The organism is Streptomyces sp. BR123 (assembly GCF_013401435.1).
GTDB lineage: Bacteria > Actinomycetota > Actinomycetes > Streptomycetales > Streptomycetaceae > Streptomyces.
On sequence record NZ_JACBGN010000216.1, the window covers coordinates 1 to 12,451 of the forward strand.

Genomic DNA, 12,451 nt, shown 5'->3' on the forward strand with positions numbered 1-12,451 from the left:
GGCCCACACCCCCGACCAGCCCGTTCACGACCCGGGCCTGATGGCCGCCTTCCGGCACGGCTTCGGCCTCGTCCAGTCGGAGAACGAAGCATGACCCCGAACCCCCACCCCGGCAAGGAGCGCACCACCATGGGCGGCGAAACGGCCACCACGAGGGCCACCACGAGGGCCACCACGAGGGCCACCACGACGGCAGCGGCAGCGGGAGCGGCACCGGCGACGACCCCGCCCCCGACCACGACTGCCGTCCGGCTCTCCGATCTCGACTGGCTGCTCAGCGGCCTCGTCCAGCGGGTCCCGCACACCCGCAGCGCGGTGCTCCTGACCGCCGACGGCCTCGTCACCTGCCTCCACGGCCTCGACGCCGACAGCGCCGACCACCTGGCGGCGCTGGCCTCCGGCCTGTACTCCCTCGGCCGCAGCGCCGGCTCCCGCTTCGGCGACGGCGCCGAGGTCCGGCAGGTGGTCGTCGAGCTCGACACCGCGCTCGTCTTCGTCACGGCCGCCGGATCCGGCACCTGCCTGGCCGTCCTCGCCGACCGGGAGGCCGACGCGGGCGTCCTCGGCTACGAGATGGCGATGCTGGTCAAGAGCGTCCGACCGTACCTGGCGGCCCCGCCGCGGCGGCCCGCCGCCGGCCGGGAGTGACGCCGTCCCGGGCCGCGCACGGCAGGGGAGCCCCGAGCGAGACGACGCCGTGGCTCGACGACTCGGCCGGGCGGGTGACGCGCCCGTACACGGCCAGCGGCGGGCGGACCCGGCCGGCCGTCGCCCTCGACCTGCTGTCCCTGGTCACCGCGACCGGGGTGCGGCCGCGTACCGCCCTCGGCGCCGAGCACATCCTGGCACTGCGCCTGTGCGCGGGCGCCGTGGCCGTCACCGTCGCCGAGGTGGCCGGGCAGCTGCGGCTCCCGGCGGTGGTGGTGAAGGTGCTGCTGTCCGACCTGATGGAATCCGGGGCCGTCACGGCGCAGGCGCCGCGGTTCCCGGGCGGCGCAACGTCCGCCGCAGCCGACGACCAGACCCTGCTCCGGGCGGTGCTCGATGGCCTACGCCGACGACTGTGACACCCGTACCCACTCCCGCGCGGCCGCCGCCGCGCCGCCCGCGACGCTGAAGATCCTCGTCGCGGGCGGGTTCGGCGCGGGCAAGACGACCTTCGTCGGGGCGGTCAGCGAGATCGAGCCGCTGTGCACGGAGGAACTGCTCAGCGGCATCGGCGAGGCCGCCGACCCGCTGGACGGCGTCGAGACGAAGACGACCACCACCGTCGCCCTCGACTTCGGACGGATCACCCTGGACGAGCGCCACGTCCTCTACCTCTTCGGCACACCCGGCCAGCAGCGCTTCTGGTTCCTGTGGGAGGAGCTGTGCATCGGCGCGCTCGGCGCGGTCGTGCTCGCCGATACGCGCCGCCTCGCCGACTGCTTCCCGGCCGTGGACTTCTTCGAGCGGCGCGGCATCGGATTCGTCGTCGCCGTCAACGAGTTCGACGACAGCCACCGCTACACCGCGGAGGAGGTCCGCGAGGCGGTGGGCCTCGCGCCCGGCGTGCCCGTCGTACGCTGCGACGCGCGGCTGCCGGGCTCCGGGACGGGGGTGCTGGCCGTCCTCGTCCGCCATCTGCTGTCCCTGGCCGCACCGCATCGGCCGGATCGGTATTCGTGAATCGGAAATTCGCAAGGGGGACCCGCCATGACGTACTACGAGTCAACCGGACACCTGCTGCTCACACCGGTGGACCGGGACGCGCCCGCGCGCGCCGTCAGGCTGCGCGAACTGGGCCTGGGGCAGCGGCCGGACACGGGGCTGGACGCCTTCGCCCGGAGGATCGCCGAGGCGCTGCAGGCCCCGTACGCGGGCGTCAACTTCGTCGGCGAGGACCGGCAGTTCTTCGCAGGGCTGCACCACGCGCCGGACGCGCCGCTCAGCGGCTACCCGGCGCGGGTGCTGCCGCGGGACCACGGGTACTGCCCGCACGTCGTCGTGCGGCGGCGGGCGCTGGTGTTGGAGGACGTACGGGACTTCGCGCGGTTCGCCGGGAACGCCGTGGTCGACGAGAGCGGGGTCCGGTCCTACGCGGGCGCGCCGCTGACCGACGGGCAGGGGATGGTCCTGGGCACGGTGTGCGCGGTGGACGTGGCGCCCCGCCGGTGGGGGACGGAGGGCCTGGCGACCGTGAAGTCCCTGGCAGCGGAGCTCGCAGACCTCGTCCGGGCGCACCGGGACGCCGCGCGGGCCGGCTGAGCCGGCACCGGTCGGGCGGCCGCCGCCGGGGCGATCGCCGCCGGGGCGATCGCCGGTACCGGGACGCCACGGTCGCCCACCCGTCCCCCGGAGGACACGGCCGAGCTGCGCGCGAGCCCGGTCGACTCCCGGCGGCAGGCGGTGCCCGAACGCCCGGCCGAGGCCCATCCGGAGCCGGCGGGGGATCGACCGCGGGGGCGTGCGCCGGGCGCGATCACCGCAGGAACGCGGTGATCCGTTCCCGCAGGGAGCGCGCGTCCAGGCCGTGGGCCGCGGTGTGCTGCTCGATCGTGCCGTAGCGGCGCAGCTCCGCCCGGCCGACCCCCAGCCCGAGGACCCGGTGCGGCACGTCGACGAGGGCCTGCCCGGCGGCCGCCGTGGAGGTGCCGGCCAGGTACGGCTCGACGAGGACGACGTCGGCCGAGGCCCGGCCGACGGCCTCCCGCAGCGTCTCTCCGTCGAAGGGCCGCACGGTGGCGGCGTACAGCACCGTCACGTCCAGACCCTCGGTCGCGGCGAGCACCTCGTCGAGCAGCGGGCCCACGGCGACGACCACCCCGGCAGCGCCCTCCCGCACGGCCCGCATGCGCAGACCGTCCACCGTGCGGGGAGCCGCGTTCGACTGCATCGACAGGCGGACGTACACCTTGTCGTCGCCCGCGGCGCAGGCGTGCCGGAGCAGGGCCTCGGCCTCGTCGGGATGGCCGGGCACGTGGACCGTCCAGCCGTCCAGGGTGTCCATCAGCGCCACGTCACCCGGTGACATGTGCGTGAAGCCGCCGGCCGGCCAGTCGTAGCTGGCGGCCGCACTGACCAGGACCCCGCCGGTGCCCTGGTGTCCGAAGTCCAGCTTGAGCTGCTCGAACGGCCGCTCGACGAGGAAGCTCGCGAAGGTGTGCATGACCGGCCGCATGCCGGTGAGTGCCAGCCCGCCGCCCGCCCCGACCAGCAGCTGCTCCCGGATGCCGACGTTGATCACCCGGTCCGGATGGCGCCGCTGCGCCGGCCGGAACCCGTCCATGCTGATCTCGGCCAGCACCAGAGCCAGCCGGGGGTCCTCGTCGAGCAGCTGCGACGTGACCGCGATGAACCGCTCCCGCATGTTGTCCATGGTCTTCTCCCCTCAGGCCTTCTTCTCGACGCGCGCGACCACGGCGTGCGGCCGTCCCGGATGCGGTGCGCTGAACGCGGCGTACAGCGCCTCGTGGTCCCGGCCGTCCACGGTCACCGCGGACCAGCCGGCCGCCTCGAAGCGGGAGGCGATCCCGCCCCGCCAGCCGTGGGTCGCCGAGTCGTTGTCGACCACCACGGTGTGCAGCCGTTCCAGCCCGGCCGCACCCGCGTACGCCAGCGCCTCGTGGTTGCTGCCCTCGTCGAGCTCGGCATCGCCGACCAGCACCCACACCGCCGGATCGGTCAGCCCCTGGGCCCGCAGCCCGAGGGCGCTGCCGACGGCGAGCGGCAGCCCGTGCCCGAGCGAGCCGCTGGCGATCTCGACGCCGGGGACGAGCACCCGGTCGGGGTGGTGGCCGAGCGGGGAGTCGTACGAGCCGAAGCCGCTCAGCCAGTCCACGGGGAAGAACCCCTTCGCGGCGAGGACGGCGTAGTACGCCATCGGTCCGTGCCCCTTGGACAGCAGGAAGCGGTCCCGCGCGGGATCCTCGGCTGTCCCGGGCCCGACCCGCAGCACCCGGTCGTAGAGCACCCACAGCACGTCGAGGGTGGACGTGGCGGCCGGCCCGTGCTTCTCGTCCCCGGTCATGAGCGCCATGAGACGCCCCAGGTCCTGGTGGCGGAACTCCGTGCCCGCGGTTTCTTGTGTCATGCATGGATCCTGCAACCTCAAGTGCGGTCGAGGTCAACCGCAAGCCCCGCAATCCGACGGCCGGGATCTGCGCGCAAGCACCCCGCGAAGTGCGGTATTGTTCTCATGCGCGTTCGGCCGGGGAAACCCCAGGTCAGCGGGCATCGGGACGTGGCGCAGCTTGGTAGCGCACTTGACTGGGGGTCAAGGGGTCGCAGGTTCAAATCCTGTCGTCCCGACTCGAAAGAGTCGCAGGTCAAGGGGCCGTTTTGGATCAATCCAAAACAGCCCCTTGACCATTTTGGGGACCGCTTGGGGACCGGCCTGCCTGACCGCGTCAGTTGGCGATCACGGGCGGCACGGTCCGCCGCGGCCCCCGGTCCGAGAGCGCGTGCGTGCCGCGTACGGCTGCAGCGAGAGTCGTCTGCCGGTCGTGTCCGCAGGGACGGCCCAGGAGGACCTTGAGCCTGCCGGGCCGTATGCCCGGCCCGGCCGTCCAGCGAACTCGGCTGCGGGGACCGTTCCCTTCACCACGGCCATGGTCAGAACTTCTCCGGGAAGAAGAGCGCCAGGACCAGATAGCCGACGAGGCCCACTGCGATGAGGGTGCCTACGACAGTCTCCGTGCTCACCCGTATCCGACCCCTCCGCCGACCCTCCGTACGACCTCAACCTCACCAGCGAACACCGGAGAACGGGCCGGCGACACGTCCTCGGCCCGTTCTTGACACCACCTGAGCGGATCACTGATGCCGCGTTGACGGCCGTTGCACCGATGGGGTGCAGGCGGTGTGCCGGGAAGCCTGGTCGGCGAAGTGCGGTCATGCCGTCCGTTCGGACTGTGCAAGCCCGAGCCTTCACCGCTCGGGATCGGAACGACCGCAACCTCTCACCCGGCGGGAACGCCGGAGCCGCGATGCCTCAACCGCCGACGGCGAGGCGGTCCAGCCACTCCCTCAGCAGATGCTGCTCTGCGCTGCTGAGGGTCGTCTGTTGTTCGGGCAGTGCTGCGCGCAAGGCGCGGGCGGCACCCGCCGGTCCCGCGTCCTGCACGGACGGCCGCTGATTGGTTACGGCGGCGACCATGGACTCCCGCAGAGTCGTCAACAGGGCCGGGTTGCGCCGGTGCTCCGGCAGGGACAGCCAGGTGAGCACTGCGCCGCGCGCTGTGGCATGGATGACCTGGGCCGCGACCTCCTCGTCGACGCGGAGCCAGCCGCCGGCGGCGAGGCGCCGGATGCGGCTCATCAGGATCTCCATTCCGGCCTTGAAGGCGGCCGAGGTGGCCCTCGTGGGTTCGCTGTACATCAGCGTGTACAGCGCGGGATTGGCCAGGCCGAACCCGACCGCGACGTCCCAGCCGGCTCTCAGGTCCTCGACGGGGTCCCGCGGGTCGGGGTCGACGCGCTTGGTGGCGAGAAACGCGGCGAAGCCGTGCTCGGCCACCGCGTCGAGCAATCCCTCCTTGTCGCCGAAGAGCCGGTAGATGGCCGGTGGTTGCAGGCCCGCCGTTTCGGCGACCGCGCGGGTGGTGACCGCGTCGCGCCCCCCTCGCGTCAGCAGTTCGACGGCGGCCTCGATGACCCGTTGTCGGGCCTGTTCGCGACCGATGGCCGCAGTGTCGGAGGCGCTGCTCCCGGACGGGGGACGAGGTGACATGAATCAACGATACCGCGGTGATGATTCCGCAGTTAGTATCAGTGATACGCCCTTGGTGATTCCAATGGAAACCAACTGCAGAGGAGCACTGCATGTCCGACCGGCTGCGGATCGTTGCGTTGGAAGAGCACGTCGCGCTACCCGCGATCATGGAGGCGTGGTCGCGGTCCGGGGTGCCGGAGCTGCCGAACCTGGGGTTCGGCGACAGCCTCGTCGCCCGGCGATTGCGCGACACCGCGGAGATGAGGCTCGCGCACATGGACGACCAGGGAGTGGACGTCGCGGTGCTGTCGATCTCGTCACCGGGCGTGCAGAACCTGCCTGACTCGGATGCGGTCGCCGCGGCGCGCGACACCAACGATCAGCTCGCTGAGATCGTGGCCGCCGACCCCGACCGGTTCCAGGCGTTCGCGGCGATCCCGACGCAGTCACCGTCGGGCGCGGCTGCGGAGCTGGAGCGGGCGGTCACCGAGCTGGGCTTCCCGGGCGCCATGCTCTACGGGCGCACCGGATCCAAGCTCGCCGACGACCCCGAGTACGACGAGCTGTACGCCGCTGCGGAGCGGCTGCAGGTTCCCCTCCACTTCCATCCGCAGATGCCCGTGCAGGCGGTGGTGGACGCCTACTACTCCGACATCGGCCCCATCGGGACCGCGTTGGCAGGGCCGGCGATCGGCTGGTACTACGACCTGGGCGTGCAGTACCTGCGGATGATCTTCTCCGGAGTCTTCGATCGGTACCCCGATCTCCAGGTGATCGCCGGCCACTGGGGAGAGGTCGTGCTCTTCTATCTCGACCACACCGGCTTCTTCGCCGACGCCGGTGGCCTGGCTCGGCCGCTCGCCGACTACTTCAAGCAGAACTTCTGGGTCGCCGGCAGCGGCACCGTCAGCCCCCGCTACCTCCGCTGGACGGCCGAAGTCGTGGGGACCGAGCGGATGCTGTACTCCACTGACTACCCCTTCACCTATGGGTTCCGCCCTCGCGGCTTCCCCTTCGTGGACACCAGCGCCGGTGTCGCCCGGTCCTTCCTGGAAGACTCCCCCTTCAGCGACGAGCAGAAGGCCGACATCGCGCACCGCAACTGGGAGCACCTCACGTCCCGCGCCGCCCGCCACGTCCGGTGACCTCGGCAAGGCAAGGCCTGTCACAGGCCTGACCAGGCCTTGCCCCTCACGAGGACCACCGCACCCGGCGACCGGTTCCGCACGTGGCAGGTGAGCAACGGCCGCCTCGCCGAAGCGGCGGATCAGCTGCCGGGCGTCGACGCCGGTCCGTGTGCCGGGCCCCGCGATCCCGGGTGCGGACCACGGGCCGCGGGCCGATCATCAATGCGTGGCTTCTCCGCCACACCCGTGGGGCGGGTCGTCGACGACTGAAAGCGGGGACCAGTGGATGGGTTCAGCGGCACGGCGGTCATCGGGATCGGCAACGAGTTCCGCCGCGACGACGGAGTCGGGTGGGCTGCCGTCGCACTGCTGAGGCAGCGGGCGGCGCAGCGGCGGCTGCCCCCGGGCACCGTTCTCGCGCAGTGCGACGGGGACCCCGGGCGGTTGCTCGACCTCTGGGAGAAGGCCGGGCTCGTGATCGTCGTCGACGCCTGTTTCCCTCCGTCGGCGCAGCCGGGGCGGACGCACCGGTGGGATGCCACAGGGGGAGGAGCCCCGAGTCCGGGCGCCCCCGGGAGGCACAGTACGCACGGGCTGGGACTGGCCGAGGCCCTGCGGCTCGGCGACGCTCTCGGGCGCGGTCCCGGCCGTCTGGTCGTGTACGCGGTCGAAGGCACGGACCGCTCGGTGGGCCTGGGCCTCACCTCGGCGGTGGCGGACACGGTGCCGCCTCTGGTCCGGCGGATCGAGGGGGACATCGCACGGCACGACGCATCTTCGCGCGACGCCCGTTCCGGGACGGGGCCACCGGGTGTGACTCGCCGGGCGGCGTTCGCGGCACGGAGGCCATCTGCCTGACACCCTGTCCGTGAGCAGGCGCACGCCGGACGTGACGGCCTCGGCGCGGCGGACCGTATCCGATGTGCGCTTCCCCGGGGCCGGCGCGCGCAGGAGAGGGCAGAGCATGAGCGATCCCGAAGACACCGGACGGGCCTGCGGCGGCGGGACCGAGGCGGTTCTCGACCGTGGCGGTCTCGACGCGCTCGTGCAGGCCCTGAAGCGCCGCGGCCGTACGGTGATCGGCCCGACCGTGCGGGACGGTGCGATCGTCCTCGACGAGCTGGGCTCCGCTGCCGAGCTGCCCTACGGGTGGGGGGTGGAGCTGGAGGCGGGTCGGTACCGGGTCCGCCGGCGCGACGACGGGGCCGCCTTCGCGCACAGTGCGGGGCCTCAGTCGTGGAAGTCGTTCCTGCACCCAGAACGGGTCCGCCAGTGGTCCGCGGACCGCGGGCCCGGCGGGGAGCTGACCGTGCGCGAGGAGAGGCCCGAGCCCGTCTCGTACGCGTTCCTCGGCGTGCGGCCCTGCGATCTGCGCGCCATCCGGATCCTGGACCGGGTGATGTCCGGTGGCCGGTACCGGGATCCCGCCTATCTGTCCCGGCGTACGGGCGCCTTCCTGATCGCGGTCGAGTGCACCGAGCCGGGCGCCACCTGCTTCTGCGTCTCGATGGGCACCGGACCGGCCGTGGACGAAGGGTACGACCTCGCGCTCACCGAGGTGCTGGACGACGGCGGCCACCGCTTCCTGTGCCGCGGCGGGACCGAGGAGGGAGCCGCGGTCCTCGCGGAACTCCCGCACCACACCGCCGACCACGCCACCCGTGCCGCCGCTGCCCGTGGAGTACGCGAGGCCGTCGAGCGCATGGGGCGGTCCATGCCGCCGGTGGACCTGCGTGCGCTGATGCGGGACACCCTGGAGGCGGACCGCTGGGACGATGTCACGGCCCGGTGCCTGAGCTGCGGCAACTGCACCATGGTGTGCCCGACCTGCTTCTGCACCACCACCGAGGACGTGACCGACCTGACCGGCGACCACGCCGAGCGGTGGCGCCGCTGGGACTCCTGCTACGACCTGGACTTCTCGCTGCTGCACGGCGGCCCCGTCCGGGCCACCCCCCGCAGCCGCTACCGCCAGTGGCTCACCCACAAGCTGGGCACCTGGCACGACCAGTTCGACAGTTCCGGCTGCGTCGGCTGCGGCCGCTGCATCGTCTGGTGTCCCACCGGCATCGACCTCACCGAGGAGGCCCACGCCCTGCACCGGGAGGCCGCGCAGAGGGAGAACACGCCGTGACCACGGATCCGGACGGGCCCGGCGGCGAGGGACTGCTCGCCGGCCTGCCCGCGGAGGAGCGGGAGCGGCTGACGGCCCTGGCCCGCGAGGTCGTCCTGCCGGGCGCCACGCGGGTGTTCGAGGAGGGCGAGGAGGCGGACCGCTTCTGGATCATCCGCTCGGGCACGGTCGCACTCGACGTCCAGGTGCCCGGCCGGGGTCGCGCGGTCGTCGAGACCATCGGTGCGGGCGGCCTGCTCGGCTGGTCGTGGCTGTGCCCGCCCCGGCAGTGGCACCTCGGCGCCGAGAGCCGGGAACCCGTCCACGCCTGGGAGTTCGACGCCGCCGCGGTACGCGCACTGTGCGCCGAACGGCCCGCGCTCGGTCTGGCACTCGTCACGCTGGTCGCCGCGACGATCGGGGAACGGCTCAGGGCCACACGGACCCGACTGCTCGACCTGTACGGACCGCAGGAGAGCGGGCCCAGGCCATGACCCTGACACCGCTTCCCTACCGTGTGGTGGACCGGCGGGAGGAGACGCACGACACGGTCACGTTCGCGTTGGAGCCGGTCGGTGAGCACCTGCCCGCCTTCGCACCGGGCCGGTTCGCGATGCTGTACGCATTCGGTGCAGGCGAGATCCCCGTCTCCGTGTCGCGCCTCCTCGACGGGCGGGGACTGGCACACACGGTACGGGCCGTCGGCGCCGTCTCGCGCGCGCTGTGCGAGCTGCGGCCCGGCGCGGCGGTGGGGGTCCGAGGCCCGTTCGGCACCGGATGGGACACGGCCGCGGCACGCGGCCGTGATCTCCTGGTCATCGCCGGCGGCATCGGCCTCGCCCCGTTGCGCCCCCTCGTCCACGCCGTACTGGCCGAGCCGGACGCGTACGGGCGGCTCAACGTCCTCGCCGGCGCCAGGACCCCCGGCGATCTGCTGTACCCGGACGAGTTTCCCACGTGGCGCCGGCCGTTCGCAGCGGCCACCGTCGACCGGCCCTCCGGCGACTGGACCGGCAGGGTAGGGGTCGTCACCGCGCTGCTCGGCGAGGCCCGGTTCACCCCGGCGGAGACGACCGCCTTCGTCTGCGGCCCCGAGGTCATGATCCGCGCCACCGGGCGCGCCCTGGTCCACCGGGGCGTGCACCCCGCCCGCATCCAGGTCTCCCTCGAACGCAACATGCGCTGCGCCACCGGGCACTGCGGGCACTGCCAGCTCGGCCCCCTGCTGCTCTGCCGCGACGGCCCGGTCATCGGCTACGACCAGGCCGAATCCCTGCTCAACGTCCGGGAACTGTGAGATGACCACCCCCACCGCGCCGCAGCGGACCGCCCGCCCCCGACTGGGCGTCTTCAAGTTCGCCTCGTGCGACGGCTGCCAGCTCACGCTGCTCGACTGCGAGGACGAACTGCTCGGCATCGCCGCCGAACTGGAGATCGCCCATTTCGCCGAAGCGTCCGGTGATTCCGCACCGGGACCGTACGACCTCGCGCTCGTCGAGGGGTCGGTCAGTACCCCCGAACACCTGGACCGCATCCGGCGTGTCCGCTCCGAATCCCGCCACCTCGTCACCATCGGCGCCTGTGCCACCGCCGGAGGCGTCCAGGCACTGCGCAACTACGCCGACGTCGAGGAGTACCTGGCGACCGTCTACGCCCGCCCCGACTACATCGCGACCCTTGCCACCTCCACGCCCATCTCCGCCCACGTCCCCGTCGACTTCGAGCTGCGCGGCTGCCCCATCGACCGCGGCCAGCTCCTGGAGGTCATCACGGCCTTCCTCGCCGGACGCAAACCCGGCATCCCGAACCACAGCGTCTGCTTCTCCTGCAAGCGACGCGGCAACGTCTGCGTCACCGTCGCCCACGGCACGCCCTGCCTCGGCCCCGTCACCCACGCCGGCTGCGGCGCCCTCTGCCCGACCTACAGACGCGGCTGCTACGGCTGCTTCGGTCCGGCCGGAACCACGAACCTGCCCGCGCTCGTACCGCTCCTGCACCGCGACGGGATGAGCGAGGAGGACGTCGGCAGGTTCCTGCACACCTTCAACGTGACCGCGTTCACCGCCGTGGAGGAGCAGGGGCCCGGCGTGCCGGACGCGAAAGGAACCGGATGAGCGAGCCCGCGCCCCGCTCGCAGGTCCTGCGGATCCCCGCCCTGACCCGTGTCGAGGGCGAGACCGCGCTCCACCTGCGCATCCATGACGGCACCGTGACCGAGACGCGCCTGGCGATCTACGAGGCACCGCGGTTCTTCGAGGCCTTCCTCCGCGGCAGAGCGCACACCGAGCCCCCCGATCTCACTTCCCGCATCTGCGGGATCTGCCCCGTCGCCTACCAGATGAGCGCCTGCCGGGCGATCGAGGACGCGTGCGGCATCACCGTCGAAGGGCAACTGGCCGCCCTGCGCCGTCTGCTGTACTGCGGTGAATGGATCGAGAGCCAGACCCTGCACATCCATCTGCTGCACGCACCGGATTTCCTCGGCCACGAGGACGTGATCGGCCTGGCCCGCGCACATCGGGAGCACGTCGAGCGCGGACTGCGCCTCAAACAGACCGGCAACGCGGTGGTCGAACTGCTCGGGGGCCGGGCGATCCACCCCGTCAACGTCCGCCTCGGCGGTTTCCACCGCACCCCGACCCGGACCGAACTCCGGCCCCTCGCGGAGCGACTGCGCACCGCCCTCGACGACGCGTGGGACACGGTCCGCTGGGTGGCCGGGTTCGACTTCCCCGACGCCGAGTGCGACGCCGACCTCTTCGCCCTCGCCGAAGCCGATACCTACGCCATCGAGTCCGGCGTACCCACCGTGCTCCCGTACGGCGAGGCCCTCACGCCGCGCAGCTTCCCCCTTCGGGACTTCTGCGACCACGTCACCGAGGTGCACGTCCCGTACTCCACGGCTCTGCACTCCCGGCTGGACGGCCGCAGGCACCTCACCGGATCCCTCGCCCGCTGGGCCGTCAGCGGCCACCTGCTCTCGCCCACGGCCCTGGAAGCGGCCCGGGAGGCCGGACTGGGAGATCCGCCGCCGGGCCGTCCGGGACCGAAGGACACCGGACCCGGCACCGTCTGCAGGAACCCCTACCGCAGCATCCTCGTCCGTGCGGTGGAAGTCCTGTACGCCGTGGAAGAGGCGCTGCGCATCATCGACGCGTACGAGCAGCCCGGGCGCCCGTACGTGGAGGTGCCCGCCCGGGCCGGCATCGGACACGGTGCCACGGAAGCACCGCGTGGCCTGCTCTACCACCGCTACGCGCTCGACGACAGCGGCCGCATCACCGACGCCCGCCTCATTCCGCCGACCGCCCAGAACCAGGGCGCCATCGAGGAGGACCTGCGCCGGATCGTCCAGGCCGGACTCGACCGCGCGGAGGCGTCCGAGGCAGAGCTCACCCACCTGTGCGAGCGGGCCGTCCGCAACCACGACCCGTGCATCTCCTGCTCGGCCCACTTCCTGGAACTGGACGTCGAGCACATCGGTGGCTCCGATCCGTCCCCCAGGGGGTGAGATTCGCC

At 72.6% G+C, this 12,451-nt stretch carries 15 protein-coding genes and 1 tRNA gene; 12 read left to right on the forward strand and 4 right to left on the reverse strand.

The features are described 5' to 3' along the window. Nucleotides 1-270: 270 nt before the first annotated feature. Genes HYE82_RS26625 through HYE82_RS26640 form a run of 4 tightly spaced genes read left to right on the forward strand, consistent with a single transcriptional unit; the run spans nt 271 to nt 2,247 of the window. On the forward strand, nt 271-648 hold the full coding sequence (locus tag HYE82_RS26625) for a roadblock/LC7 domain-containing protein (protein ID WP_179176714.1): 378 nt from the start codon (nt 271-273) through the stop codon (nt 646-648). Further along, nucleotides 645-1,067: a DUF742 domain-containing protein gene (locus HYE82_RS26630; RefSeq protein ID WP_179176700.1), complete on the forward strand. Its 423-nt coding sequence runs from the start codon at nt 645-647 to the stop codon at nt 1,065-1,067. Before HYE82_RS26625 ends, HYE82_RS26630 begins: the two co-directional genes overlap by 4 nt. Next, nucleotides 1,045-1,668, forward strand: coding sequence for an ATP/GTP-binding protein (locus tag HYE82_RS26635; protein WP_179176701.1), 624 nt, complete (start codon nt 1,045-1,047; stop codon nt 1,666-1,668). The genes HYE82_RS26630 and HYE82_RS26635 overlap by 23 nt, the downstream gene beginning before the upstream one ends. A gap of 27 nt (nt 1,669-1,695) precedes the next feature. Next, nucleotides 1,696-2,247 (forward strand): GAF domain-containing protein, encoded by a 552-nt coding sequence (locus HYE82_RS26640; RefSeq protein ID WP_179176702.1) that lies wholly within the window; start codon nt 1,696-1,698, stop codon nt 2,245-2,247. Between the two features lie 214 nt (nt 2,248-2,461). Here the strand turns inward: HYE82_RS26640 and HYE82_RS26645 are convergent, their stop codons facing one another. Together HYE82_RS26645 and HYE82_RS26650 are read right to left on the reverse strand one after the other, a co-directional pair. Continuing rightward, complete coding sequence (locus HYE82_RS26645) at nt 2,462-3,358, reverse strand: transketolase family protein (protein WP_179176703.1); 897 nt, start codon at nt 3,356-3,358, stop codon at nt 2,462-2,464. A 12-nt stretch (nt 3,359-3,370) separates the two neighbouring features. Next, nucleotides 3,371-4,072 (reverse strand): transketolase, encoded by a 702-nt coding sequence (locus HYE82_RS26650; protein ID WP_179176704.1) that lies wholly within the window; start codon nt 4,070-4,072, stop codon nt 3,371-3,373. A gap of 144 nt (nt 4,073-4,216) precedes the next feature. Between HYE82_RS26650 and HYE82_RS26655 the strand changes: the two genes are divergently transcribed. Further along, a tRNA-Pro gene (locus HYE82_RS26655) sits at nt 4,217-4,290 on the forward strand. Nucleotides 4,291-4,593: 303 nt separating this feature from the next. On the opposite strand, the gene kdpF is transcribed toward HYE82_RS26655, so the two are convergent. Beyond that, nucleotides 4,594-4,683 (reverse strand): K(+)-transporting ATPase subunit F, encoded by a 90-nt coding sequence (gene kdpF / locus HYE82_RS26660; protein ID WP_179176705.1) that lies wholly within the window; start codon nt 4,681-4,683, stop codon nt 4,594-4,596. 289 nt (nt 4,684-4,972) lie between these two features. Beyond that, entirely contained in the window at nt 4,973-5,710 is a 738-nt protein-coding gene (locus tag HYE82_RS26665; protein WP_179176706.1) for a TetR/AcrR family transcriptional regulator, read from the reverse strand. 92 nt (nt 5,711-5,802) lie between these two features. On the opposite strand from HYE82_RS26665, the gene HYE82_RS26670 reads away from it, so the two are divergent. The 7 genes from HYE82_RS26670 (at nt 5,803) to HYE82_RS26700 (ending at nt 12,443) form a co-directional block, all read left to right on the forward strand. Then, nucleotides 5,803-6,837 carry an amidohydrolase family protein gene (locus HYE82_RS26670; RefSeq protein WP_179176707.1) on the forward strand — a complete coding sequence of 345 codons (1,035 nt, stop codon included), beginning with the start codon at nt 5,803-5,805 and terminating at the stop codon, nt 6,835-6,837. Between the two features lie 264 nt (nt 6,838-7,101). After that, nucleotides 7,102-7,677 carry a hydrogenase maturation protease gene (locus HYE82_RS26675; protein ID WP_179176708.1) on the forward strand — a complete coding sequence of 192 codons (576 nt, stop codon included), beginning with the start codon at nt 7,102-7,104 and terminating at the stop codon, nt 7,675-7,677. A 106-nt stretch (nt 7,678-7,783) separates the two neighbouring features. Then, a complete protein-coding gene (locus HYE82_RS26680; protein ID WP_179176709.1) occupies nt 7,784-8,953 on the forward strand; it encodes a 4Fe-4S dicluster domain-containing protein in 1,170 nt (389 codons plus the stop codon). Continuing rightward, a complete protein-coding gene (locus tag HYE82_RS26685) occupies nt 8,950-9,426 on the forward strand; it encodes a cyclic nucleotide-binding domain-containing protein (protein ID WP_179176710.1) in 477 nt (158 codons plus the stop codon). The genes HYE82_RS26680 and HYE82_RS26685 overlap by 4 nt, the downstream gene beginning before the upstream one ends. Continuing rightward, a complete protein-coding gene (locus HYE82_RS26690; protein WP_179176711.1) occupies nt 9,423-10,229 on the forward strand; it encodes an FAD/NAD(P)-binding protein in 807 nt (268 codons plus the stop codon). Before HYE82_RS26685 ends, HYE82_RS26690 begins: the two co-directional genes overlap by 4 nt. Nucleotide 10,230: 1 nt before the next feature. After that, entirely contained in the window at nt 10,231-11,046 is an 816-nt protein-coding gene (locus tag HYE82_RS26695; protein WP_179176712.1) for an oxidoreductase, read from the forward strand. Continuing rightward, the gene (locus tag HYE82_RS26700; protein WP_179176713.1) at nt 11,043-12,443 is read left to right on the forward strand and encodes a Ni/Fe hydrogenase subunit alpha; all 1,401 of its coding nucleotides are present in this window, start codon (nt 11,043-11,045) and stop codon (nt 12,441-12,443) included. The genes HYE82_RS26695 and HYE82_RS26700 overlap by 4 nt, the downstream gene beginning before the upstream one ends. Nucleotides 12,444-12,451 lie beyond the last annotated feature (8 nt).

Coding starts and splice junctions, on each gene's coding strand:
- HYE82_RS26635 (WP_179176701.1), top strand. CDS start 1,045: ATGGCCTACGCCGACGACTGTGACACCCGTACCCACTCCCGCGCGGCC.
- HYE82_RS26640 (WP_179176702.1), top strand. CDS start 1,696: ATGACGTACTACGAGTCAACCGGACACCTGCTGCTCACACCGGTGGAC.
- HYE82_RS26645 (WP_179176703.1), bottom strand. CDS start 3,358: ATGGACAACATGCGGGAGCGGTTCATCGCGGTCACGTCGCAGCTGCTC.
- HYE82_RS26650 (WP_179176704.1), bottom strand. CDS start 4,072: ATGACACAAGAAACCGCGGGCACGGAGTTCCGCCACCAGGACCTGGGG.
- HYE82_RS26665 (WP_179176706.1), bottom strand. CDS start 5,710: ATGTCACCTCGTCCCCCGTCCGGGAGCAGCGCCTCCGACACTGCGGCC.
- HYE82_RS26670 (WP_179176707.1), top strand. CDS start 5,803: ATGTCCGACCGGCTGCGGATCGTTGCGTTGGAAGAGCACGTCGCGCTA.
- HYE82_RS26680 (WP_179176709.1), top strand. CDS start 7,784: ATGAGCGATCCCGAAGACACCGGACGGGCCTGCGGCGGCGGGACCGAG.
- HYE82_RS26690 (WP_179176711.1), top strand. CDS start 9,423: ATGACCCTGACACCGCTTCCCTACCGTGTGGTGGACCGGCGGGAGGAG.
- HYE82_RS26695 (WP_179176712.1), top strand. CDS start 10,231: ATGACCACCCCCACCGCGCCGCAGCGGACCGCCCGCCCCCGACTGGGC.
- HYE82_RS26700 (WP_179176713.1), top strand. CDS start 11,043: ATGAGCGAGCCCGCGCCCCGCTCGCAGGTCCTGCGGATCCCCGCCCTG.